Raw genomic sequence first — 23,853 nt, forward strand, 5'->3', positions numbered from 1 at the left:
TTATTATGAGTGTGCACTCACTCATTGTCAAGACATCACAGCTTGAATGAGGTGGGAGACATGACGCTCAATAATGAGTGTGCACTCACTCACAAATGAGAAAGGAGGTATTCCAATGAAAAATCAATCTTACAGCAACCATGAAAGACATGTACCCGCGTTTCATTTTTTCCTTGTACCGCTTAGCTTTGTTTTGGTCGTCGCAGCATTCGTTTATCTGTTTGCGTCGAGTATGCGTGGAATATCGTTATTTACGTCATTACTTTTCATACTCATGTCATTCTCGGTGGTCATGACATTATTCCTCATCCGGCAGTTCGTATGTAAGGTGCAAGATCGGGTAGTTCGGGCAGAAGAGAATCTGAGACATTTTGTTATGACAGGCAGGCTTCTTAATCCAAGTTTAACGATGAATCAAATCATTGCGCTTCGTTTTGCATCGGACGATGAGTTTCTGACGCTGTGTGAGAAGGCTCTTAAGGAGAACCTGTCATCCAAAGATATCAAGCTCGCCATCCAGAAATGGAGAGCGGATCATCACCGAGTATAGCTCACTAAAGCAAAAGTAAAGGGGGATTGGCAATGGTCTTAACAGCGTGTTTAAACGAGTCCATGATGAAGGCTTTGGCTCATTACTGCCAGGGATATATGAATGATCAGTGGCTGAATGTATGGGAACAGAATCTGAACGAGCTTGAGGGCATTTTTCAAAATAGAGGAGACTACGCTTATGGTCTCTTTTGTTCCAAGCTTTTTCGTCCATTGGAAGCAGAGGTCTATGATGCGGGCTTAACCCCCAAACCCGTAATGCCGGGTGCCTTTCCACAATCCGAGGAGCTTTGGGGACCATGGGAAGAGAGGGAGAGGCGATTTTGGAGCGTGATTCACTATGATAATGGAAGAGCAATAGGTACCTTAATCACACGTTTCTTTCACGACCATACTGCCTTTCGTATTCCTACTGTGCCTCGAGTCTATGCCATTCCTCAAACCGAGCTGGCTGCAATTAAAGAGGTGATTTCTCATATGCAGCCGGAAGAATGGGGATCTATGAGTTGGGAGGATGAGAGGTATGCGTAAGTTAAACTTGGCTCAATTTTCCCGTGTTTTGTTTTTCGTGCTCGCTTTGATTTTCAGTGTTAGCGTTGCGCTTCAAGTTCTTATAGCCGGAATTGCACTGTTTGTGAATTCAGGAAGTTGGGCTGCCCATGTTAGCTTCGCAAGATATTTTGCTTTTATTCCTCTCATCATGGCAATCATGGCATGGATGGCAGGACTTTCAAGGCAGGTGCTCTGGAAGAGCATAGGTTTATTCGGAATGGTAATCGGGATGTTCTTAACAGCGGTATTTTCATCCCGGATCGGTTTTCTATCTGCATTCCATCCCGTCATTGCGATGATGTTGTTTTGGGGCAGCGTTGACATGATCCGATCAGGCAAAGGATTTAAAATAAATGTGGATTGAAGCGAAATAAGCAATTTACCTTTACCATCTCCATGTTAGACGTTGTATAATCATGGAAGACGCCAAATTCATAATAAGGACCCAGTCTTAGATAGCTACTCTACGGCTGGGTTTTGTCACATACTGGACGGCGAAGGAGGCATGGCTTCTTGATGAAGAAAAAAGCGTATATTACCGATCTGGACGGCACGCTGCTGCGTTCGGATCAAACACTATCACCTTTTACTACCAATGTTATGACAAACGCGCTGGAGCAGGACGTGATTATCACGTATGCCACTGCCCGCGGCTATATTAGTGCGCAAAGCGTTGTCTCGGAGATCCCCTGGAAGTACCCTCTGATTCTATATAACGGCGCTTTGATATATGACGGAGTGAATCGAACAGTAATCGATGGTTACTGGCTTGAACGGGACATCTCGAATGAGATTATCGACGTGGGAAGGAAGTTTGGTATTACTCCTTACTATTTTTCATTGGATGCGGACCATCGTGAGCGTGTTTTGCATGAGTCGCTGCGGCGAGAGGGAGAGAAGGCTTTTTATCAGAGCCGGCCCCAGGATCCGCGATTTATGGAAGTGCGGAGACTGAACTGCCCACCGGATTACCGGACGCTGGCTCTTACATACATTGGACTTTATGAGGAATTGGAGCCGATACGGTGCGGGGTTATGGAATTATACGGTGATGTGATTCATGCTCATATGATGCCGGATTACTACATCCATAACCATTTTTTTCTGGAATTCAGTCATGCCAAAGCAAACAAACGTGACGGGCTCCAATTATGGTCTTCCCATATGGGGATTGATCTGGAGAGCACGGTTGTCTTCGGCGACCACATCAATGATGTGGGGCTGTTTGAAGCCGGAGGCACCCGGATCGCGGTACGAAACGCGCATGAAAGGATACGGCAGCTGGCTGACCATATTATTGACTCGAATGAACTTGATGGCGTCGCCCATTATATCCGGCAACAGATGGAACAGTCAGGAGTGGATACCTTTATATCCACTCTGGGAGGACAATGATGACGATACATCACGTTACACCCATTACTTAGAGCTCGTGCTTTTATCGAAATTAACTTTAACCAGCTCGGCAAAAGCGGAAAATGCCTTGTTCCTGAACCGGTCGTTGCGCCGGATCAGGCTTGTCGAGGTATGCCGGAAGGCTTCCGGGATGGAGAAGCTGCCCATATTCGCAAATTCTCCACTCAAGACAGAGGTGGGGAGCAGCGTAGCGGCAAGACCTGATTGTACGATGCCTAATTGGGTCTCTAATGATGAGACTTCGATCATATTCGTCATCGGAATCCCTTCGCTTAACAGCCAGCTTTCGAGGATGCTTCGAAACGGGCATCCCGCCGGAGCAACGGCCCATTTGGTCACCGCCAGATCGGGAAAGGGCTGTTCCTTCGACTTGGTCAGCAGTTTGACCTCATCCTCTTCGATATAATCGGCAACCAGCTTCGGCGGAATGTTTCCCGTCACAAATGCCCCGTCCAGCTGATAGTTTAATACTTGGGTAATCAGCTCCGAAGAGCTGCCGGTCAAGAGCGATAACGTGACGTCCGGGTACATGGTTTGATAGTCCGACAAGGATTTAATGAAATGTCCGCAATGCACCGTATCCACGACGCCAATGGTTAAAGAACCGCTTGGATAAGGCGTTTCCTGTACAGCACGCATCGCTTCTTCAGACAGATTAAGAATGGTGCACGCATAGTCCTGGAACGTTCGCCCTTTTTCCGTTAAGGTCACTCCATTGGAGTGTCGGTTGAATAAGGGGACTCCCAGTTCATTCTCAAGCTTTTTGACACGGGCCGTAACATTGGACTGCACATACCCAAGCTGCTCCGCAGCGCGGGTGATATTCCCTTCCTCTGCAATCCTTAGAAAAACCTTCAGATCGGTAAGTTCCATCTAAACCCTCCTTTCTCTCCTTCAGTCATCACTAAAAATGATGACATCATTATTATTTATCATTATACGGTATGCCATTTTTAGATTACAATCACAACTACACCATGAATGTGTTCATACAAATACAGAGTGGAAGGATGTTGGAGATGAAAAAGGCATGGTGGCTCTTACTATTAGCGGGGGCACTGGAGGTTGTATGGGTATCCGGTTTGAAGCATTCCGATACCTGGTGGCAGTGGATCATTACCATCGCTTCGATTATATTCAGCTTCAAAGTTTTTTTGGACTCTGCTGCTAAACTTCCCATCGGTACGGTATATGTGATCTTCACCGGACTGGGGACAGCCGGTACGGTATTAGTCGAGATCCTTCTGTTTGGCGAGCAGGCGAATCCCGTCAAGCTGCTGCTGATTGGTATGTTGGCTGCAGGGGTGCTCGGACTCAAACTGGTCACGAAGGATACGGATAATCAGGCGAAGGAGAGTGGTGCATAATGGAATGGATCGCTCTGATCGGCGCAGGGTTATGTGAAGTGTTGGGTGTGATTGCGTTAAGAAGGGTGAGCCTGACCCGCAGCTTGGGATCCTACATCTTTTTGGCCTGTTCGCTCGGTTCGAGTTTCCTGCTGCTGACGTACGCGATGGCCTTTATTTCCATGGGAACCGCTTATGCGATTTGGACAGGAATGGGGACGGCCGGCAGTACCTTGCTGGGGATGTTCGTATTCGGAGAACCTAAGGAAGGACGTCGGATATTTTTCATTGCTTTAATCCTGGCTTCAGCGATCGGCCTTAAGATTATAACGTAACCCATAGGGGCGTGCAGAATTTCATAGACCTGTGAAGGATATTCTGATTCGCATATAGAATTTAGATATAGTTTGGTGTTTTGAATCCGTGCGATCAGACGCCAGGATGCATTTTTTATATGGGAAAGGACAGGTGTATCTTATGAAATTCAGCGAGTATCGCTATGAACGCCCCGACGTAAAAGCTTTTGAGCAAAAGTTTAAAGAGCAGCTTAACGCTTTCACCTCCGCCAGCACGTATGAGGAACAGGATGAGGCGATGACCCGCATTAACAAACTGCGCAGTGAGATGGATACCCTGAGCCAACTGGTGTATATCCGGCACTCGATTGATACGAACGACGAGTTCTATAAGGCAGAGCAGGATTTCTTTGACGAGAACGGACCGGTCATCCAGGAATACATAACGGATTATTATCGGGCTCTCGTGGATTCGAAATTCAGAGCTCAGCTGGAGGACAAATGGGGGCGACAGCTGTTCCAATTGGCAGAGCTTTCCCTCAAAACCTTCAGTCCTGAGATCATCGAGGACTTGCAACAGGAAAATAAATTGACGACGGAATATTCGAAGCTGATCGCTTCCGCCAAAATTCAGTTCGAAGGCGAAGAGCGTACCCTGTCGCAATTGATTCCTTTCCAGCAATCGACGGATCGCAATATGCGTAAACGGGCAATGGAGGCGTCCAGCGGCTTCATGGCTGAGAACGAAGCAAACTTCGACCGTATCTATGACGATCTGGTTAAAGTGAGAACCAAGATTGCCAAGAAACTAGGATTTAACAATTACGTAGAACTTGGTTATGCCCGCATGGCCCGCACGGACTATAACGCGGAGATGGTGGCTAACTTCCGTAACCAGGTGCTGGAGCATATCGTTCCGGTTGCAAGCAAGTTGAAAGAGCGTCAGCAGAAACGAATCGATGTGGACCAACTGCTGTACTACGATGAGAACTTCTCATTCAAATCGGGGAACGCAACACCGAAGGGGGACCCGGATTGGATCGTCAACCATGGCGCGAAGATGTATGAGGAATTATCTCCGGAAACCCATGAGTTCTTTACCTTCATGCAGGAGAACGGCCTCATGGATCTGGTTGCCAAAAAAGGCAAGCAGAGCGGCGGATACTGTACCTATATCAGCGAGTATGGCGCACCGTTTATTTTCTCCAACTTTAACGGGACTTCCGGTGATATTGATGTGCTGACGCACGAAGCCGGTCATGCGTTCCAAGTATATGAGAGCAGAGGTTTCGAAGTACCGGAGTATGGGTTCCCAACCTATGAGGCGTGCGAAATCCATTCCATGAGCATGGAATTCTTCACATGGCCGTGGATGGACCGTTTCTTCGAGGATGAGGCCGATAAATACCGCTTCGACCATCTCGCAAGCGGACTGATCTTCATCCCTTACGGCGTAACGGTTGACGAGTTCCAGCACTTTGTTTATGAAAATCCGGATGCGACGCCGGCTGAACGGAAACAGGCATGGCGCGAAATTGAGCGCAAATATCTGCCGCACCGGAACTATGATGACAATGCGTATCTGGAGCAAGGCGGCTTCTGGCATAAACAGGGCCATATTTTTAGCACGCCGTTCTATTATATCGACTATACGTTGGCTCAAATCTGCGCATTCCAATTCTGGAAGAAGATGCATGAGGACCAATCCGCTGCATGGGCAGATTATCTGAACCTGTGCCGTCAAGGTGGAAGCAAGTCCTTCACCGAACTGGTGAAGGTGGCAGGTTTGATCTCCCCATTTGAGGATGGTTGTGTCACTTCCGTCATTGGCAGCATCGAAGCTTGGCTGGACAGCGTAGACGATGCAGCTCTTTAAATCGTAAATAAGCATGGCTAAGACATGCAGGAGAACATGAGTGAGTAAGACTCAGGTGTTCTTCCTGCATGTTTTTAATAGAAAGCATCTTTCATAGCCCCCCGCTTATTGCCCATAAATTAGGAGGATTATATCTATGATTACATATAAACCGTTAAGCGAGCTTCCGATTCGGGAAGTATCGGAGTTGTGGAATCACTCATTTGAAGGATACATGGTGAACGCCTCGATGCCGCTGGACCGCTTCATTGCCCGTATCGGAAGCGATGGTCTGTGCATGGAGAGATCGCTCGCTTGTTACATGGATGGCGTACCGGCCGGCATCGTCATGAACAGCTTTCGGGAGGAAGACGGCATTAAGATTGCACGTAACGGCGGGACAGCGATAGCTCCCGATTTCCGGGGGAAGGGAATCGGCAAAAACATGATGGAGAAAAACGAAGAGCTTTACGAAGAACAAGGCGTCCGTCGTGCCTATTTAGAGGCGATCAGCACAAATGCGCCAGCGATTCGTCTCTACGAAAGCGTTGGATATCATATCATCGACCGGCTGCTCATCATGACGAATGAACAGCCTCCGGAGCAGCAAGATGCGAAGAATACCCGTTCACCATATACGCTGGTCAGAGGCCTGGCAGCGGAGGCTGCATCTGTAGCCTTCTATCGATCCGGTGAAGTCTGGCAGACAGACGCTTCCAGTATCAAAGACGGCGAATGCGTCATTGTATATGAAGGAGAAGAACAGGTAGGCTTTGGTTTGTTTAAGCGGGTGTTTGATGCCTCAGGCAGTTTGGCAGCCATTACGCTGTTTCGCTGTGAGGCCGCTCCAGAACATCCGGATGCAGAAGCCGTGATGAAGACCGCGGTACTGGAGATGATACAACCCGGTTATGCCTGCAAGCGGTCCGCATTCAACATCCGGGCTTCGCATAAGGAACTGGTGAACGTGCTGCAGGAGCTTGGATTTACGAGCTCGATGGAGCAGGTGCTTATGGTTCATGAGTACAGCGCTACATAGGTTGAATGAATTCGTAAAGTTCGAAAGGAATTGCGTGCATGAGAAAAAACAAGGATATGAGCCTGTACCCGGCTCTCTCGAAAGATATTCAATGGGGCGTAGTCCGAGCCAGGTTTGCCTTCGGAGATGAAATCGAAGAATCGAAGGTCAGCAATGTCACGATTCTTCCGTTTGCCGGGGATCGCTGCATTATTTTTCAGGTAGCTGACGGAAGCTGGGAGCTTCCCGGAGGAACCCTGGAACCCGGCGAGTCCTATATGGAAGGACTTAGACGGGAGGTTAGGGAGGAGCTTGGTGCAGAACTCGAGTCGTTCCGGGTCTTCGGCCAGTTCCGTTGCGAATCCAGCAGCAAGACACCTTATCGGCCGCATATTCCCCATCCTCATTTTGTCAGATTGGTTGGATACGGGGATGTGCGCATCGTTGGGGAGCCGCTGAATCCAGAGGATGGGGAGCAAGTCATCGCGGTAGAGGCCGTTGATTTGGAGGAAGCCGTGAAGCGATTGGAGGAGACGGGCAGGCAAGATATAGCAGATCTGTACAAGCTGGCTTTTGCCATACGGCAAGAAGACCGTTCGATTCAACTAACTAACGATGAACCATGAGTTGCATGAGGGAACGCGCTTAACAGAAAAGAGGTGTAGACAGTGGAACACGTATTTCAGGAGCTGTTGCAGCATTATTTTCATGGACCTGTGCATTCGATCGATACCGTTCCTTTCGGCATGACGAATGAATCCCGAATTGTAGCAATGAACCAAAAGAAATACGTCGCAAGAATATACAATCGTCATACGAAGAATGAAGAGAGGCTGCGGTTTGAGGTTGAGCTAACAGCTTACTTGGAGCGTTGTTCCTTATCGTTTGACATTCCAGGTTTCGTCTCCAGTAAGGATGATGCGAAGTACGTGGTTATGTCGGACGGTTCCCTGGGCTCCCTGTCACGTTTTATCGAAGGAGAGGTCCCTGATCTATCCAGCATGACCGATGTGCTAAGTTACGGGCGGACAGTTGGGGAATTATCATATGCTCTTCAGCAATTCGAATCGGATTCCTTCGATGTGGTTTGTCCTGCGATTGCGTTCCACGATGTTTACAACCTCCATTCTCTATCGAATCAGACGAAAATTAATGAGTTTTTGGCATGCCCTCCTTTTGATATTGATGCTGAACAGATAGCTGTATTACAAAGATACTATGAATCTGTGTTTAACCATGCAGCTGAACTGAATGCACTGCCTAAACAAATGGTCCATCATGATATTTTAGTTTTTAATCTCTTGATCAATCCCCAGTCCAGGGAGATGAGCGGTGTATTGGATTTTGATTTTGCGGCTATGGACATACGGATATGGGAGCTATCCATTTGTCTGAACCATCTTCTTCAGCATGAGGACCAGACCTTGACAAAGGTCGAGCTTTTTTTAGATGAGTATCGAAAATATATGAGGTTAACTCGTGCAGAGATCCAGTGGATTCCCTATATCATGCAGTTATACTATGTTTCTTTATTAAGCATCTATGTCGGGCAGCATGTGGCCGGAAGGAACATCACCTCCTATTTTCACCTGATGTTGAAGCAACTTCGGATCAGAAAAGAATGGATGGAACGAAAGCAGCACGAGTTTGTTGAATTGTTGTATTCGAAATGTTTATGAATGTGTCACGCAAATTACTTCTAGGATGTGAACCACGCTGTGAGATTACCTTATAAAATAGGATATGCCGTTACATTGTTATGGCTGGTATGGATTGTCTACGGGTATGTGAATTACGATGCGATGGCAGACCGCGGCCAGCTCTCCATCGTCCTGCTGAGTGCCGTGATTGGCATTATTCTGCTTCCGATTTATTTTATATCCGTGCTGCTGTTCTATGTCTATAAACGAGGTCCGAAAAAGAAGAAATAAGGGGGCGTTACCTTGAGGGATCGATATCTATTTTTGCTTGGAGGAAATTCCTTTCAAACAGAGGCAAATAGACAATTTATAGAGCAAGCTGGCGGTCCCAACGCCAGAATTGTTTTATGCATTATGAACAGACCGGGCTGGGAGGAGTATGTTCCCCTGTTTCAGCAGATGTGGGCAGAATCAGGTGCCCAGGACATGCAGGTCATCGTTCCTGGCGAGGATGGAAAGCTGGACATGGAACAGGCTGAACAGGTGTTGTCACAGGCCACGGGGATATTTATTGGCGGGGGCAACACGGAGAAATACCATCACTTTTACGCGACCGGTCGTTTTAAAGAGCTGCTGATCAACTGTTATGAGAACGGCGTTCCCATTGCAGGAAATTCGGCGGGCGCCTTGATTCTTCCGGAGACCTGCCTCATCTCGCCACTGGATAATGAACAAAGCGTAATGCTGTTTAAGCAAGGGGTAGGGTTGCTTTCGAATGTCTTGATCAGCGTTCATTATACGGAGTGGAGCGACCAGTCCAATCTGCTGGAAGGTATGAGAACGAAGAAGGTGAAGCGCGGGATTGGCATCGATGAGCAGGCCTGTGCCGTATTTATCAATGGGCAGCTGGCTTATAGTTTGGGAGAAGCCGTCCATGAAGTAATCTTTGAGGATTTTGACCTGGATCAATATACGATTGTAAAGGGGCTGTCCCATAAGTAGGTGTACTCACTTGGCGGACGCTGAAGGTCTGGACTTTCTCCTGCAGATTCGCCTTGTGCTTGACGACCGCTTTGCAACAGACGAATGTGCAGCAGTTTGCATTGGCTTCAATCTTGGTGCCGTCGATATATGATGACTTTGGTGAGCATCTTGGGATGGTAGCTGTCTCGTCCGCCGCCGGGATAGGTGACCGAAAAGTTGTTGTCCTCGAAGCGATTAACCGCATCATGAACGACGCGAACAAGATGATGCGGACGAATGTCGTCCTCCGATTGCATTAGAGATGAGGATGGTTCATGGTATATTGAATGTACAAAGAAACCGTACCTTTGGTAAAGGGTGGTGGGTCACACTTCCATCTTACCGAGAAACGGTTTCTTTTCGTATGTCTAACGTATATTTTCGCACAACGAAGCGGAGAGGACGAAACGATTCCGGACAAGCGAGAGCGGTCGCCTTTGTCCCCGAATTTCTTCCTTGCCTTCAAACCATTCCAAGAAATTTGGGGGCAACAGCGATGGGAGGAACGATTCGTACACGGAGCGTCTCCTAACCGGAAAAGGGGCATCCCGCGATATCTAAGATCTTTTGGGACACACCCTTTTGTATACCATGGGAAGGATGCCATCTGACAACAATAAGAAAAGCATGGTTTTTTTAGCTCAAGTGTGTCAAGATAGTACGAAAAATAAGCGACTGGGGGAACGGACGGCATGATCTATCATATAATTTCTAAGGAAGCCTGGATGATAGCACGAGAGAATAGATTGTACGAGCCGCCGAGCTTACAGACGGACGGATTCATCCACTGCTCCACAGAGGAGCAAGTCAGCGGAGTCGCCAATACGTTCTACACAGGCAGGACGGATCTATTTGTTCTGGGTATCCAGGAAGATCAGGTGGAAGCGGAGATTGTATATGAGGACTTATATGAGATGAACCAATTGTACCCGCATATATATGGAGGGTTGAACCTGAACGCCGTCCAGAAGATGTATCGTTTTGAGCCGGATGAAGAGGGGGTATTTGCGTTTCAGCCTTCTGCCGAGCTTGAATATAGTGGATAGACCGTGATATGAATTTTAACTTGATACCAAGGAGGAAACGCAATGATACTCGAAGTGGCCATGCTGCAAGTGAAACCAGGACTTACGTCAGATTTTGAACGCAATTTCCAAATCGCCTCAGGGATCATATCCAAGATGGAGGGTTATATCCATCATGAGCTGAAGCGGTGCCTGGAGGATTCGCACAAATATGTTCTATTGGTAAAATGGGAGACGCTGGAGGATCACACGATAGGTTTTAGGGGGTCCGCCGAATATCAGGAATGGAAAGAATTGCTGCATCACTTTTATGATCCATTCCCCGTCGTTGAACATTTTGAAGATGTGTACATAAAGTGACCGTTAAGGCAGGTGTTGGAGATGAGCCTGGAGGATCTTATAAAAGAGGTTTACGGCAGCCCGCCGCTGAAGATCGAGCCCATGTCATTTGGCCATACCAATCAGGTATATAGTGTGACATTATCCGATGAGCAAATCATTCTCAGAACCAATGACAAGCCCGGCGTCTTGGAGCATACAGCGGACAATATTGCGATCCTCTCTTCATTAGGCTTGCCGGTACCGAGCGTGATTCGAACGGATGTATCCATGGAATTGGTCCCCTTTGCTTATATGATACTGGAGCATTTTCCCGGACGGGATCTCCGATATGAGCTTGAGGGAATGACGCATGAACAAATGACTGAACTTGCCCAGCAGATCATTTCATACCAACGCAGCGTGTCAGAGCTTCCCCGAGGCACCGGATTCGGATGGGTTCCAATTGGAGAGCAGGGACCCTTCTCATCCTGGACTCAGATCATCGATCGTGATATCCGCCGGCATATCGATCACATAATCGATGATGTTACTCCGGAGACTATCCTCCAATTGCAAAAAATGAAGCAGCGTTACACGCCTTATTTTGACCAAGTGGATCCCATCTGTTTCCTTGATGATCTTACGATCAAGAATGTAATTGTGGCCGAAGGCAAGCTTCAGGGTATCGTTGATTTTGATTGGGTCTGCTACGGGGATCCGCTGTACATGATCGCCCTCACCCAGACGGCGGTGGTCTCCGATATTGGAGAGCAGGGGATGCCCTACGTGGAGGCATTATGCAGGCATTGGGGAGTGAAGCAAGAACAGCGGGCGCTGATTGATTTCTACTCTGTTATTCATGCCCTGCAGTTTATCGGCTTTCATAAAAAGGAGCAGAACGATGTCTGCAAACAGCGAATGCTCTCATTCCTATTAGAAAAAATCAACCGCGATGCAAACAGAACCGCATGAGCTTAAGGAGCCAATGCGGTTCTTGTTATCTTATCGGGAGGTTGGTGCAAATCCCACTCTTGGTTTGTCTCGTTCCTTGGTATTCACGGAAACGTAACGGATTGCGGTTAACGGTACATACAGCATCTCATATTCATCCTGGTACCGGATAAATTGATCGCCTACTTCCTCCAGCGTGCCGTTCCGCACATAGCTTCCATCCGTAAAATAAATGCTCACTTCCTGATTCAGCAAACTTTTCAGCATATACGGTTCACTCCTTGTGAATAAAATAGAGTATCGGGTCTAACGGATCATGGCCATTATATCGATTGGCGTCACAGTTTCGTGACGATATCGTCAATGATTCCGTATTCCTTCGCTTCTTCCGCCGACATAAAATAATCCCGCTCCATATCCTTTTCGACGCGTTCGACGGATTGACCTGTCCGCTCGGATATAATCTGTGCCAGCTTCTCACGGGTTTTCAGGATGCGTTTTGCCGTAATGGCAATATCGGTAGCCTGCCCCTGCACACCACCCAGCGGCTGATGGATCATGATCTCGCTGTTCGGCAGCGCAAGTCGTTTGCCTTTGGCCCCGGCCAGCAGCAGGATCGCGCCGTAAGAAGCGGCAAAACCGGTGCAGATGGTGTTGACTTGAGGTTTGATAATCTGCATGGTATCGTAAATGCCAAAGCCCGCGGATACCGAACCGCCCGGACTATTGATATACATGTGGATATCCTTCTCAGGATCCTCAGCCGCCAGAAACAACAGCTGTGCGATAATACTGTTCGCGATGGCGTCATCGATGGCTGCACCCACAAACACGATCCGATCCTTCAGCAATCGGGAATAAATATCGTAAGATCGTTCGCCCCGGTTGGTTTGTTCTACAACATAAGGAACAACATTCATGGTTTCATCCTCCATATTCGTTAGGTTTTCAGGTTTCAGCAAGTAAACGAAGAGGCAGCCGCAAAAGATACGGAGAAACCACGAAATAAATTGTTCGAAAATCAAAGTAACGAAAAGATAACTTCATTCGTTTACATATAAGATATCTTTATCGAGATTAGGAAAGGAGTTGGCTTCCGATGACGATATTTCGACCAAGCGTTACCCCACCGGCTGATCTGAGCTTGGAGGAAATGAATGCTACCCTGCACAGATACTGTCTGTCCCTTACAAACTCCTCATGGGATTCCGATGATCTGGTGCAGGACACTTGGATCAAGGCACTGGAGCATATGAAGCAGCGGAGCCATGTCAACCCCGAAGCGCTGCTGCTTCGGATTGCCAAGAATACATGGATTGACCGGGTTCGCCGGGATCAGACCTATAGACGGATTCTGGAAGAGAAGCTGGAACATGTTTTGCCTAGGGAAGAAGCGTCGAACGAGGACAGCAAACTGGACATCGAGTTCGCTTTTCAATGGCTGCTGGAACACTTGTCGCCCCTGCAGCGAACGGTGCTGGTGCTCCGTGAAGTGTACGAATATTCTGTTTCGGAAACTGCGGTGAAACTGAAAACGACGGAGGGAGCGGTGAAAGCGGCCCTTCATCGAGCTCACAAAGTGCTGCAATCGCTGGATCCGGAGGAAGAGGAACTTGAATTGGCTATGCCGGAAGACGAGGTGATGACCCTGAATCTTCAGGCATTGGCAGAGGCATACCAATCCGGGGACGTTGAAGCGGTCGTGAGACTTATTCAATGGAATAGCAGTGAAGCATCAGCCATCGGTTGCATGGTTCCGATGCAGGTTGAAACTCCGAGCGCAAGTTATATGATGTACGGCGGATATTCGTCCGACATGAGAATGGCTGCGTAAAGCGAAGATTTAAGCAGGTTGATCATACACTTATCGGGAAGGCCGGAGCAGAAGCTGCTCGGGCCTTTTTTTGATGCAGATTCACAACCTTGAGTTTGAAAAAGACCGGCATGAATCTCCGTTCATCATATCGTCATTCAGCGCTTCCGGATGTATACTATAAACCAAGTAGAACCGTTAGGAATGAGGGGTTAGGTTGCAGACCGAAGTGAAATTGTACACCATGTGCATGATACAAGACGGAAGCAGCGTTCTGCTGATGAACAGACCGGATGCCAAAGGGTTTCCCGGATATATTGCGCCCGGAGGCAAAGTGGATTTTCCGGAAAGCATTGTAAACGGAGCCATTCGGGAGGTGCGGGAAGAAACCGGCTTGATTGTAAAGGACATCGTCTATAAGGGCCTGGAGGAATCGTGTGAGCCGAATACAGGTCTACGGTATATGGTGTTTAATTATTTGGCCACTTCCTTTGAAGGGGAATTGCTGGAGCATCCACCTGAAGGAGAGCTGTTATGGGTGGACCGGGAAGAGGCATTAAAGCTGCCCATGCAGGATTGGTTTAAACGCCGGTTTCCGTTGTTTTTTGAAGAAGGTACGTTTGAATTAAGCGAGATTTGGGACGAGAAGACCGGGATTGTTCTGGATGAAACCATTAAACGGTATCCGGCGAAAACACCTCAGGCGGCAGGGATCGTTGATTAACGAAGGGAGCTGTGTTTCATATGGTCAGGGCGGTGTTCTTCGATTTATTTGAGACGTTAATTACGGAATTCGCAAACGGCAAGCGGGTGTCCAAGAGGTCCTATGATTATAGGAATAGACTCGGGTTATCCGAAGCGGAGTTTAAACGGGAGTGGAGCATCCGGTTTGAGCAAAGAATGAATGGTCATTTTCCCAACTATCATGCCGCGATCCGGGATATCCTTGATTCCCGTGGTTTACCCTATCATCAGGAACACGTAGAGTTTCTCTATCAGTCGAGAGTCGGCGAGAAGAAAATCCCTTTTAATACGATATCGAATGAGATCTGCAGGATGCTGGAGCTTTTGCGTGAAAGGGGTCTGAAGGTGGGCTTGATCAGCAATTGCTCGGAAGAAGAGGTGATTTCTTTTGGCCAGAGCGGATTGGCGCCTTACTTCGATGACGTTATCTTCTCATATGAAGTTAGGGTAGCCAAACCGAACCCGGAAATCTATCGAATGGCTTGTGACCGATTGGGCGTAACACCACAGGAATCTCTGTTTATCGGGGATGGCGGTTCAGATGAGCTGAGAGGCGCCAGCAATGCCGGTCTTAGGCCATATCACGCCTATTGGTTCAACACGTTTATTGAGAGCGAGTATGAGAAGATCCATCAACCGCTGCAAGTGCTGGATCTTATCGAATCTTCTATTAAAAAGGAGTCGCCCAACAATGAAACTGCAGGCTATTAACCATCTCTGTTTTTCTGTTTCGGAATTGGAACGGTCCATCGCTTTTTATAGGGACGTATTTGAAGCCAAACTGCTGGTTAAAGGGAGAAAGCTGGCTTATTTTGATCTGAACGGACTGTGGATTGCTTTAAATGAAGAAGATGTCGACAGGAGCACCTCGAATAGAACATATACGCATATTGCCTTTACTATGGAAGAGGAGGAGTATGAAACAACGCTGCTTCGTCTGCAAGCGCTCCAGGTGGAGATTCTGCCGGGAAGGGCAAGGGACGAGAAGGACAAGAAGTCGATCTACTTCCTGGACCCGGATGGGCATATGTTCGAGTTTCATACGGGCTCCATGAATGACAGGCTGGACTATTACCGCGCGGATAAAGAGCATATGACCTTTTACGATGCCGAATAGTTAGGGGAACGAACGATTCCAATTGCAGATCGAGGAGATGAGCCGATGAATCTTGCCAACAAAATAACGATAGCCAGAATAATGTTGATTCCATTATTTATTCTTTTTTTTGCCGAGTATCCGCTATGGCTGACCGAGAACAGCCGCTTCTTCGGATTTATTCATGTTTATGGAACCTACATCGCGCTGGGCGTGTTCATTCTTGCTTCGGCTACGGACAAGCTGGATGGTTACATCGCGAGGAAATAATAATCAAATCACGAATCTTGGAAAACTACTGGATCCGCTCGCAGATAAACTGCTCATATCGGTTGCCTTAATCATGATGGTTCAATCAGGGATGGTCGCGACATGGATTGCCGTTGCCATCATTGCGCGGGAATTTGTGATCACAGGGCTTAGGATGGTTGCATCCGAGCAGGGAATCGCATTGTCCGCTGACAGTCTCGGCAAATTGAAAATGGTACTTCAGGTGATAGCCATTGCAGCGGTATTGCTGGATAATTATCCGTTTCAGCTTGTCACTATGATTCAAGTGGATGAAATTCTCATGCTTGCAGCAGTGGCCTTGACGATATATTCGGGCATTCACTATCTGTTGAACAATTATAAACTCATAAAATTGAGCTGATCTAAGCAGGATGAGCGTTATCCCGGCTTGCCTGATAGGAACAGCTGTCCATTTTATCACGCCGGATTTTTTTCGAGATCCGGTGCTGGGAAAACATCCTACTTTGTGCCTATTTTGGCGTCAGAAGGTAACGATTTCATCCGGGACTGTCGATATAGAGATAGACTGAAAAAAAGCCTGAGAGACAGAAGGTACAAAGGAGAGAAATAAATGAGCTTAAACAGAAAGACAACGAAGATGTTTCTTGTCGTTGTGATGATGTTGGCGATGGTTTTTCCAACCAGCGTATTCGCCGCCTCCGGGGACGTAACGTCGATTGAATTTGATACGAACGAGAGCAAAATTTACTTAACCGTTAATGAAACTTCGGAACAACTTCGAGTATTGGCTAACATTGAAGGCTCTTCTACGAAGAAGGATGTAACCAATGAGTCGACGTGGACTTCGTCCAACACGAGAATCGTAAAGGTTGACGGTGGACTCATCATTCCACTGGAAAAAGGTACAGCCCGAATTACGGCAAAATACAAGGGCGCGATCAAGACGATTGACGTCGACGTTAAATTTGCCATTGACGAGTTTAAACTGGATCAGCCTGATAAAGTGGAGCATAAGCTTGGAACGGAAGGTCTAATCGTTAAAGCATTGGCTGACGGAACGAATGACGTGACCACGGAAGCGAAATGGACCACTTCCGATGACAGCGTTGTAAAAGTAAGCAAAGGCGAACTGACCCTTGTAGGTTTGGGAAGCGCAACCGTGACTGCGGAATACAAAGGGCTTAAGGCTTCTTTTACGGTTAAAGTCGTTGCGCCTTACCAAAAGCTTGCGATCGTGCCGGGCGAAGATCAGGAGCTCTTGGTTGGCGATGCGCCTGTTGAGCTGAAAGTATTCGCTAAGCAGTCGGAGACCGATACAGGTATGGACGTGACGGATAAGATAGAGCTTAAATCATCCAATTCCTCCGTAGCTACGATTGAGGATGGCAAGCTAAAGCCGGTTGCGTTGGGTAAATCTACGATCAGCGTGAGCTATCTGGGTTCAACGGCCAAATTGGATGTGTATGTGCGCAATCCTTATGAAGCTTTGATTCTGGATCAGACGGATTTCGTCAAGAATCCGGTTCTGTTCATGAATGATTCGATTACGGTACAAGCCAAGGTTCGCAATGCGGCATCGCAATCCATTGACGTGCCTGGGGAATGGACTTCATCCAACCCGCTGGCCGTATCCGTTAATGGTGGCGTGATTACAGCGAGAGCTTCGGGAACTTCCACCATCAAGGTGAGTTACTTGGGAATCAGTAAAGAATTCACGGTAAAAGTATATCCGACTGTGACCAAGTTTGAGGCAGCCGAAACGGAAGTGGATGTGCTGAAAGGCGAATCCAAATCCTTCCCTAAAGTGACAGGAACGCTTCTGGACGACGAGAAAGAGGACTTCAGCAGTGCGGTTAACTGGACTTCCAGCGATGAGAAAGTGGTAACGACCGAAGACGGCAAAATCAAAGCCATTGACGCGGGTACAGCAACGATCACCGGTAAGATCGGTTCCAGATTAGTAGCGACGGTGCCGGTTACCGTCAATGAAAAAGTGCTGGTACTTCTGCCGGATGTAGAAGAGTATCAGCTGGTTATGGGAAGAAGCATTGCGCTGCCGAAAGTAAATGCTGTATTTGAAGATGGCACGGAGAGCGATGTGACCTCTTCCGTTGAATGGTCACTGACGGGCTCTGCGGCTGTCATTAAAGACGGCGCGATCAAGGGATTAACGAAAGGCTCGACCACGCTGAAAGGCACTTACTTGAATAAAGAAGTCAAAATTCCGGTCGTGGTTGAACAGGAAGTTGTGAAGATCGTTGTGGAGCCGGAGAATATCGACCTCAACATCAAGAAATCCAAATCGATTAAAGTTACAGGCTATTACAGCAACGGCAAAACGGTTTCGCTCTCATCCAAGATGAATTGGAGTTCTTCGGACACTGCGATTGTGACAGTATCCAGAACCTCCGTTAAAGCGGTTGCCGAGGGAACGGCTACGATTACGGGTTCTTACCAAGGCAAAGAGGCTATAGTCAAGGTAAACGTAGTTCCGAAATTAAAGAAATTGATCGCCAGCGAGAAGAAACTGAACTTGAAGCCCGGTGACGTCAAAACCGTTACGGTTACGGCCGAATTCGATACCGGCGCGAAAACAAATGTTGGAGACACCGCCGTTTGGACAACCAGCAACTCCAGCGTTGCCAAAGTAACGAACGGACGTATTGAAGCGATCGCGAAGGGAACCGCCCGCATTAAAGGGCAGTACAATTCAAAGACCGTATCCATCACCGTCTCTGTCAAATAGGACAACAGATTAGCAGCAGCCCGGCTTTTTAGAAGCCGGGCTGCTGTCTTTTCTAAGAGGGTTCTGCAGTTAGCTGGAAGTCAAAATACCATGCTGCTATTTTTTAAGAAACCAGGCAAGCAGATGTCCATTAAATACTTCTAGCGATTTCACATGAAAATCCGTCACTTCCGATAAGACATACAATTCGTCGATCGTATAATATTTCATCTCTGCATCGATAAACCCGTCGCAGGTCCGGTAGTAAGGCATATGGAGGAGATCCGGATCGGAATGAGCAGGGGCAAAGTGCCGTTTCCATGGTGTAGAGATGAGCAGGCTGCCGCCTGGCATCAAACTTTCATGAATTTTGCGGAGGACCGGTATGGGATTGTAATTCATATGCTCAAGCACTTCCGTAAACAGAACGACATCGTATCGATCGTTTCCCGGAATATCCTCAGCTTCAATATTGCATTGGCTCCATCGGATCCCATAATCCTGCTCCAGCTCCACGGACCAATAATCCGCGATTCGATCCAGACCGTATGCTTGGGCTCCGGACAGGACGCTGTACATCAAGAGTGTACCGTAAGCAGCGCCAATATCCAGTACCTTGGTGCCTCGGTTTACAAGCAGCGAGTCCAGAGTCTCGAGCAGCGGAAACCAGTAGCTGGCTTCCTCATTCTTGTAAACAGACAAGTAGTGACTCTCGTTCCGCTTAACATGATAGGAGGAGATGATCGCTTGGGCGCGGGACAGTTTCTCTTCAGGCGATTGCTTATGATAAAGGGGGTGATTCCATTGATTCTCGGCAGTTTCGGGTAACGTTCCCACCATTCCAACGCTGACGAGCAGGTATCCAGGCACATTGCGCTTCTCTTGTTCCGGGAGTCCATGATACCACATCGTCAGCCAATGCTTGACGGTCTGGGAATCCCGGATAAAATCAAGGAAATCCAGACTGTCCAAGAAGCCGATGCTGCTCTCCTCGATAAACGTTATTCCGCATCGCTCAAATGAATCCTTGAAAGTAAAGGCTGGGCGCTCCATACCGTACATCCAGGTGCCGAGCTGTTCCGCGGCTTCTTTACCTGCACGGTAAGGCAAACACTCCGCAAAAGGGGTGAGGACTATAATCGTTCCTCCCGGTTTGGTGACCCGCATCATTTCTCTCAAAATCGTGATCTGCTCGTCCTCTTCAAAATGCTCAAGAACACCTGCATTCCAGGTTATATCGAATTGCTGGTCGGGAAGCTGCATTTCCCTAATGTCGGAGTGAACAAAGGTACCCGGAACCTTGGCCTTATAAAATGCGCTTCGGCTGTTGAACAGGGCATTCTCGGAATAATCGACTAAAGTTACTTCTGCATGCTCAGCCGCCAGACGAAGCGAAATTTTGCCTGTCCCCGAACCAGCCTCAAGTATGCGTTTGCCCTGAATGCCTCCTGATACCTCCATGATCTTATCGTATATGGTTTGGCTCAATGAATCCCAATGATAGGATACCTCCCGGGACGACCATAGCTGGTCCCATATCAACTTCTGCTGCTCATCCTGTAGCATATTATTCGCTCACTCCTTTGTGGTCTGGCGTAAATTTCCGAAACAGCTGGAGGAATCCCTCGGAGCCATGGTGAATATCAGCCAGTTCCCTTAATCCGTAGGCCCCATATTGATGAAACAAGCCGTTTTCGTTCTTGGAAAAATCAATATATTTGTCCGGAAGCGACATGCGCTGCGCCATCGTTGCGTGGTATACCCAGGATTCCAGGCAGCACTTCGGCCTCCATTTCGTTCGGGTTCCCATGTAATAACGCATGCCCAGCAGCAGGCTATCATCCTCATACCCTTGCTTGCCGGATAGGAAACGGGGATCATACCCGCCAATCTCGCGCAGTATATCCGCTCGGTGAACGACCGGATGCACGAATCCATCCGCGGTGCCTTCTCTTGGGAGCTGCTGAAGCGTTTCGCAGATCCCTTCCGGTGTATCCGGCAGAAGAATGTACGCTCCCAGCGGCTGCAGTTCCCCGCTCGAAGTAACAATGCCGGGTGAAACCATGGGCTCGTCTGTACGCTCCAGATAGCGAAGAAGGGGGGCGTACCAGTTCGGCGGAAATATCATATCGACATGAATTTCAGATAAGTATTCGATTTGCGGAAAGTGCTCCCATATAAACTCAAAGCATGCTTGCCTGGCTGCAGCGATGCCAATATTCGTTCCGTTCCCGCGAATCATAGCGGATATGCCTTGTGTTTGCAGCCAACCGTGCAGTTCTTCATTCGTTAGGCACCCTTGATTAAATAGAACTGTCACGTGATCTTGGGAGCGCTGGAGACTGCCCAGCGCCAGGCTTGCCATATCTAAATCGTGCTCGCGTGAGCTCTCCCGGATGAATAATGGCATTGTATGAATAATCCGCATGTCCATCGCTTTCTTGCCACCGCTGCTCATGATTCCACCCATTCAACCAGTGATGGCGACTCATCCAGGATGGAGTCGTACTGTTCCTTCCAGCCGAATTTCGCTTCAGGATCAAGCTGTCGATAGCGCTTGTATTTCTCAAGCCTGTATTCCGGTTTGGCCCACCCGTAATGTTTAAGACGAATGGCGGACAGATGATGTGGGAGTTCGAATACATTTGCCGGAAACCTTCCACAGTGCTGAGCCGTCTCTTTCCAGTAATAATGTACTTCGGGATGGTAACGCAGAAGAAACGGGCGATAGGTTTTATGTGAGCTCCAATAATTATCATCCCGGTAATGGGTTTCATTCCAGAAGTCATAGAGCCGGAAGCAATACAAATCGAATTCTTGTTGTTCAAGCATAGCCGGAAGCTCGCCCACAAAGGCGGATTCGAACCATTCGTCTGCATCAAGATTCAGGATCCATTCGGGATGAACGTTCAAAGTTTCACGCCACTGCAGTTTACGGAGCTCGATTTCATTGTGAAACAGGGAAGATTCGTTGCGGATCAGCCGCAGCGGAATTCCCTTCAATATGTCCATGCATACATCGAGTGTATTGTCTGTACTGGCATCATCAATAATAACGGCCTGATCAATATAGCAGCGATGCTGTTCAAGCGCTTGCCGCAAATAGCGGTTGCCTTCATTTCGCAGTACTATCGTAAGGGTGAGAGATGGGCGGGCAGTGCCTGCAGCAACTGTGACTTTTCGAAGGCAGCGCACTTCATGTTCTTCAAATTGACTAAGCTTAACCTCAGGGATGGACGAAATCTCCTCTGTTGCCTGCAGAAACAGCTTGGCATTGTGAAGGTCACTTTCACGGTAAATGTGATAGGCCGGATAGTGAGTATCTACATATAAGGTAAAGCCCAGCGCGGCGGCCCGGATGCAGAAATGCCGATCCTCCCCCCAAAAGGATAAGTTATAGATGCGTTTATAGTTAACTCCACGCAGGAGCGCCTGGCGATGGATTAATGTGCAGGCTCCGAGCCCGCCCACTTCATATACTCCCGGCTCCGTTAACCGGCTGACAAACTGCTGGTAACGCTGCTCCTTCTCTGCTTCATCCAACGTTTCGCCTGCGCTTTGTTCGTATTGGATATATTCATCCTTTAGCCATACCTGGGGTTGGGGCCGTGCATCTGGCTGCCAACGTGTCCAGAAAATTTCTGAGATGATCTCTTTATTAATTGCGACGAGATGGTTCAATGTTTGAGGCGTTAGCAGCAGATCCGAATCGACGAGGAACAAATAGTCATAATGTAAATCAAGCGCGTATTGAATGATTTTGTTCTTATAATCAGCTACTTTCCAAATTAACGGTTCATTCCAATAATGCGTTGTCTCGTTGCGGATATAATCGTAATCGTCGCTATGAGCGTTATGGATAACAACATGGTTTGTTTCCCTCATAAATCGGCTCAGATGTGCGCTGGATAACTCATCGTTGTTGTCATCAATAAAGAAGTAGCTCACATCAAGATGATCGTATTCCAGCCGGCGTAATGAAGTCAGAAAATAGTCCAGGATTTCAGGCTTTTGCCGTACGGGACTGCCGATCAGAACACGTCTGCGTTCCTTGGCTGTCATGGACTCGGCCTTTCTTGGTCATTTTGAAGCTCCTGCAGCTTGTTTTGAAAATATTCCTGGTTCGCCAGTATCGTCTCATCACCTGGGCGATAGACAAGCGCCTGCTCATTATGCTGATTGGCAAGAGCATGGGCTCCGATCCGGTCGTAACAAACGGCCAATTGCAGGTGAGGCAGCCAGGTGGAGAAGGAGGGGTTGTGAAATCCCATATAACCCGGAGGCAGCTCTAGCTCGGTCGCCAGTTTATACCAGTAAATGGCCGTATCGTAGTTGTTTTTCACGAAAAAATGGTAACCAATGCGGCAGCAGAATTCGGACCGCGGTGGCGCATAATGCAAGGATCTGATAGAGGATTCAAAAGAGGCTTGCCCGTTTCCGAGTTCGTGATGGCAATCGGATAGCCTGCTGCAGGCCGTGAGTATATCCTCAATCCAACCCTGTTCCGTATGTAAAAATTGTTCGTAATAATCAATAGCTTTCTCGAATTGGCCGTGATCCTTCAATTCATTCGCATAATAGAATAAATCTCGTGGCGTGAACGATTCGCCAGCCTCCTCACGCTTCTCGTAGATTCTAAGATTCCGTCCGGTATCGGGGTCATGCTTCGAGCTGAGATGGGTAACCGCGATATCGCTATTGATAATATTGCCGTAGACCTCTAGATACTCATGGACGGGTCCGATCCATCGGAAGCCTCTGTTTCGCTTCACAAGACGGTTGCGCCGGAGACTGAAGGTGACATTGCCAAATTCGTCCGAACTTAAATGGTAGAGCATGGTTACGGAATCGATGCCGGATGTAAGGTTTTCTTTAAGCGTTTTTAACTTGAGCTGGTCTTCTTCCAGCAGTATGTCGTCAGCATCGAGCCACAGGATATAGTCCTGGGTAGCCTTACTAAAAGCGAAATTACGCGCAGCCGAGAAATCGTCAATCCACTCAAAATCAAAGATGAGCTCTGTAAAGGATTGAGCGATTTCTTTTGTACGATCGGTAGATCCTGTATCGACAATGATGATCTCATCCACGATGTCGGCAACACAGGATAAACAGCGGTTTAACACGAGTTCCTCGTTTTTTACGATCATGCACAGGCTGATAGTGTTCAATGAAATTACCCCCATGTATGGTTTTGATTCATAACAATATGCCAGATATATATTCAAGTCAGT

General features: G+C 47.9%; 28 protein-coding genes and 1 pseudogene. 21 read left to right on the forward strand and 8 right to left on the reverse strand.

Annotated features, from left to right (window positions below; translation table 11 throughout):
• Positions 1-115: 115 nt before the first annotated feature.
• The 4 genes from AK95_RS10450 to AK95_RS10465 all read left to right on the forward strand — a co-directional run bounded on the left by AK95_RS10450 (position 116) and on the right by AK95_RS10465 (position 2,496).
• Complete coding sequence (locus AK95_RS10450) at positions 116-550, forward strand: DUF6526 family protein (RefSeq protein WP_071219910.1); 435 nt, start codon at positions 116-118, stop codon at positions 548-550.
• 32 nt (positions 551-582) lie between these two features.
• Positions 583-1,080, forward strand: coding sequence for a DUF6022 family protein (locus AK95_RS10455; RefSeq protein WP_071219911.1), 498 nt, complete (start codon positions 583-585; stop codon positions 1,078-1,080).
• Complete coding sequence (locus AK95_RS10460) at positions 1,073-1,465, forward strand: DUF6220 domain-containing protein (protein WP_083397585.1); 393 nt, start codon at positions 1,073-1,075, stop codon at positions 1,463-1,465. The genes AK95_RS10455 and AK95_RS10460 overlap by 8 nt, the downstream gene beginning before the upstream one ends.
• A 152-nt stretch (positions 1,466-1,617) precedes the next feature.
• Complete coding sequence (locus AK95_RS10465) at positions 1,618-2,496, forward strand: HAD-IIB family hydrolase (protein WP_071219913.1); 879 nt, start codon at positions 1,618-1,620, stop codon at positions 2,494-2,496.
• Positions 2,497-2,520: 24 nt separating this feature from the next.
• Here AK95_RS10465 and AK95_RS10470 read toward each other — a convergent pair whose 3' ends face one another.
• Positions 2,521-3,390 (reverse strand): LysR family transcriptional regulator, encoded by an 870-nt coding sequence (locus AK95_RS10470; RefSeq protein ID WP_071219914.1) that lies wholly within the window; start codon positions 3,388-3,390, stop codon positions 2,521-2,523.
• Positions 3,391-3,536: 146 nt separating this feature from the next.
• On the opposite strand from AK95_RS10470, the gene AK95_RS10475 reads away from it, so the two are divergent.
• From AK95_RS10475 to AK95_RS10510, 8 genes are all read left to right on the forward strand, one after another.
• On the forward strand, positions 3,537-3,884 hold the full coding sequence (locus AK95_RS10475; protein WP_071219915.1) for a DMT family transporter: 348 nt from the start codon (positions 3,537-3,539) through the stop codon (positions 3,882-3,884).
• Positions 3,884-4,198, forward strand: coding sequence for a DMT family transporter (locus AK95_RS10480; RefSeq protein ID WP_071219916.1), 315 nt, complete (start codon positions 3,884-3,886; stop codon positions 4,196-4,198). Before AK95_RS10475 ends, AK95_RS10480 begins: the two co-directional genes overlap by 1 nt.
• Before the next feature lie 142 nt (positions 4,199-4,340).
• Positions 4,341-6,035: a M3 family oligoendopeptidase gene (locus AK95_RS10485; protein WP_071219917.1), complete on the forward strand. Its 1,695-nt coding sequence runs from the start codon at positions 4,341-4,343 to the stop codon at positions 6,033-6,035.
• Positions 6,036-6,171: 136 nt separating this feature from the next.
• Positions 6,172-7,053, forward strand: a complete 882-nt coding sequence (locus tag AK95_RS10490; protein WP_071219918.1) for a GNAT family N-acetyltransferase — start codon at positions 6,172-6,174, stop codon at positions 7,051-7,053.
• A gap of 38 nt (positions 7,054-7,091) precedes the next feature.
• Positions 7,092-7,658 (forward strand): NUDIX hydrolase, encoded by a 567-nt coding sequence (locus AK95_RS10495; RefSeq protein ID WP_071219919.1) that lies wholly within the window; start codon positions 7,092-7,094, stop codon positions 7,656-7,658.
• A 42-nt stretch (positions 7,659-7,700) separates the two neighbouring features.
• A complete protein-coding gene (locus AK95_RS10500) occupies positions 7,701-8,711 on the forward strand; it encodes a phosphotransferase enzyme family protein (protein ID WP_071219920.1) in 1,011 nt (336 codons plus the stop codon).
• 39 nt (positions 8,712-8,750) lie between these two features.
• Positions 8,751-8,963: a hypothetical protein gene (locus tag AK95_RS10505; RefSeq protein ID WP_071219921.1), complete on the forward strand. Its 213-nt coding sequence runs from the start codon at positions 8,751-8,753 to the stop codon at positions 8,961-8,963.
• Between the two features lie 12 nt (positions 8,964-8,975).
• On the forward strand, positions 8,976-9,674 hold the full coding sequence (locus AK95_RS10510) for a cyanophycinase (RefSeq protein WP_071219922.1): 699 nt from the start codon (positions 8,976-8,978) through the stop codon (positions 9,672-9,674).
• 107 nt (positions 9,675-9,781) lie between these two features.
• Here the strand turns inward: AK95_RS10510 and AK95_RS35310 are convergent, their stop codons facing one another.
• Positions 9,782-9,952 (reverse strand): transposase, encoded by a 171-nt coding sequence (locus AK95_RS35310; RefSeq protein ID WP_481855830.1) that lies wholly within the window; start codon positions 9,950-9,952, stop codon positions 9,782-9,784.
• 435 nt (positions 9,953-10,387) lie between these two features.
• On the opposite strand from AK95_RS35310, the gene AK95_RS10525 reads away from it, so the two are divergent.
• From AK95_RS10525 to AK95_RS10535, 3 genes are read left to right on the forward strand one after another with little or no spacing between them, the layout of a single operon-like run.
• On the forward strand, positions 10,388-10,741 hold the full coding sequence (locus AK95_RS10525) for a DUF952 domain-containing protein (protein WP_071219925.1): 354 nt from the start codon (positions 10,388-10,390) through the stop codon (positions 10,739-10,741).
• A 42-nt stretch (positions 10,742-10,783) separates the two neighbouring features.
• The gene (locus AK95_RS10530; RefSeq protein ID WP_071219926.1) at positions 10,784-11,080 is read left to right on the forward strand and encodes an antibiotic biosynthesis monooxygenase family protein; all 297 of its coding nucleotides are present in this window, start codon (positions 10,784-10,786) and stop codon (positions 11,078-11,080) included.
• 21 nt (positions 11,081-11,101) lie between these two features.
• Positions 11,102-12,013, forward strand: coding sequence for a phosphotransferase family protein (locus tag AK95_RS10535; RefSeq protein WP_071219927.1), 912 nt, complete (start codon positions 11,102-11,104; stop codon positions 12,011-12,013).
• A 30-nt stretch (positions 12,014-12,043) separates the two neighbouring features.
• Here AK95_RS10535 and AK95_RS10540 read toward each other — a convergent pair whose 3' ends face one another.
• Entirely contained in the window at positions 12,044-12,259 is a 216-nt protein-coding gene (locus AK95_RS10540; RefSeq protein WP_071219928.1) for a hypothetical protein, read from the reverse strand.
• A 71-nt stretch (positions 12,260-12,330) separates the two neighbouring features.
• Positions 12,331-12,927 carry an ATP-dependent Clp endopeptidase proteolytic subunit ClpP gene (clpP, locus tag AK95_RS10545; RefSeq protein ID WP_074961827.1) on the reverse strand — a complete coding sequence of 199 codons (597 nt, stop codon included), beginning with the start codon at positions 12,925-12,927 and terminating at the stop codon, positions 12,331-12,333.
• Positions 12,928-13,091: 164 nt separating this feature from the next.
• On the opposite strand from clpP, the gene AK95_RS10550 reads away from it, so the two are divergent.
• The 6 genes and pseudogenes from AK95_RS10550 (at position 13,092) to AK95_RS10575 (ending at position 18,643) form a co-directional block, all read left to right on the forward strand.
• Entirely contained in the window at positions 13,092-13,826 is a 735-nt protein-coding gene (locus AK95_RS10550) for a sigma-70 family RNA polymerase sigma factor (protein WP_071219930.1), read from the forward strand.
• Between the two features lie 223 nt (positions 13,827-14,049).
• A complete protein-coding gene (locus AK95_RS10555) occupies positions 14,050-14,529 on the forward strand; it encodes an 8-oxo-dGTP diphosphatase (protein WP_071220466.1) in 480 nt (159 codons plus the stop codon).
• Positions 14,530-14,549: 20 nt separating this feature from the next.
• Positions 14,550-15,260 (forward strand): HAD family hydrolase, encoded by a 711-nt coding sequence (locus tag AK95_RS10560; RefSeq protein WP_071219931.1) that lies wholly within the window; start codon positions 14,550-14,552, stop codon positions 15,258-15,260.
• Positions 15,241-15,666, forward strand: a complete 426-nt coding sequence (gene fosB, locus AK95_RS10565) for a metallothiol transferase FosB (RefSeq protein ID WP_071219932.1) — start codon at positions 15,241-15,243, stop codon at positions 15,664-15,666. The genes AK95_RS10560 and fosB overlap by 20 nt, the downstream gene beginning before the upstream one ends.
• Positions 15,667-15,711: 45 nt before the next feature.
• Positions 15,712-16,297, forward strand: a pseudogene (pgsA, locus tag AK95_RS10570) (CDP-diacylglycerol--glycerol-3-phosphate 3-phosphatidyltransferase).
• A 210-nt stretch (positions 16,298-16,507) separates the two neighbouring features.
• Complete coding sequence (locus tag AK95_RS10575; RefSeq protein WP_071219933.1) at positions 16,508-18,643, forward strand: Ig-like domain-containing protein; 2,136 nt, start codon at positions 16,508-16,510, stop codon at positions 18,641-18,643.
• A 96-nt stretch (positions 18,644-18,739) separates the two neighbouring features.
• On the opposite strand, the gene AK95_RS10580 is transcribed toward AK95_RS10575, so the two are convergent.
• From AK95_RS10580 to AK95_RS10595, 4 genes are read right to left on the reverse strand one after another with little or no spacing between them, the layout of a single operon-like run.
• Positions 18,740-20,188 carry a methyltransferase domain-containing protein gene (locus tag AK95_RS10580; protein ID WP_071219934.1) on the reverse strand — a complete coding sequence of 483 codons (1,449 nt, stop codon included), beginning with the start codon at positions 20,186-20,188 and terminating at the stop codon, positions 18,740-18,742.
• A gap of 1 nt (position 20,189) precedes the next feature.
• Positions 20,190-21,080: a glycosyltransferase family protein gene (locus tag AK95_RS10585; RefSeq protein ID WP_235613081.1), complete on the reverse strand. Its 891-nt coding sequence runs from the start codon at positions 21,078-21,080 to the stop codon at positions 20,190-20,192.
• A complete protein-coding gene (locus AK95_RS10590; protein ID WP_071219935.1) occupies positions 21,077-22,684 on the reverse strand; it encodes a glycosyltransferase in 1,608 nt (535 codons plus the stop codon). Before AK95_RS10590 ends, AK95_RS10585 begins: the two co-directional genes overlap by 4 nt.
• Positions 22,681-23,790: a glycosyltransferase gene (locus AK95_RS10595; RefSeq protein ID WP_162487564.1), complete on the reverse strand. Its 1,110-nt coding sequence runs from the start codon at positions 23,788-23,790 to the stop codon at positions 22,681-22,683. Before AK95_RS10595 ends, AK95_RS10590 begins: the two co-directional genes overlap by 4 nt.
• Positions 23,791-23,853 lie beyond the last annotated feature (63 nt).

It is taken from the genome of Paenibacillus sp. LC231, from assembly GCF_001860525.1.
Classification (GTDB): domain Bacteria; phylum Bacillota; class Bacilli; order Paenibacillales; family Paenibacillaceae; genus Paenibacillus_AQ.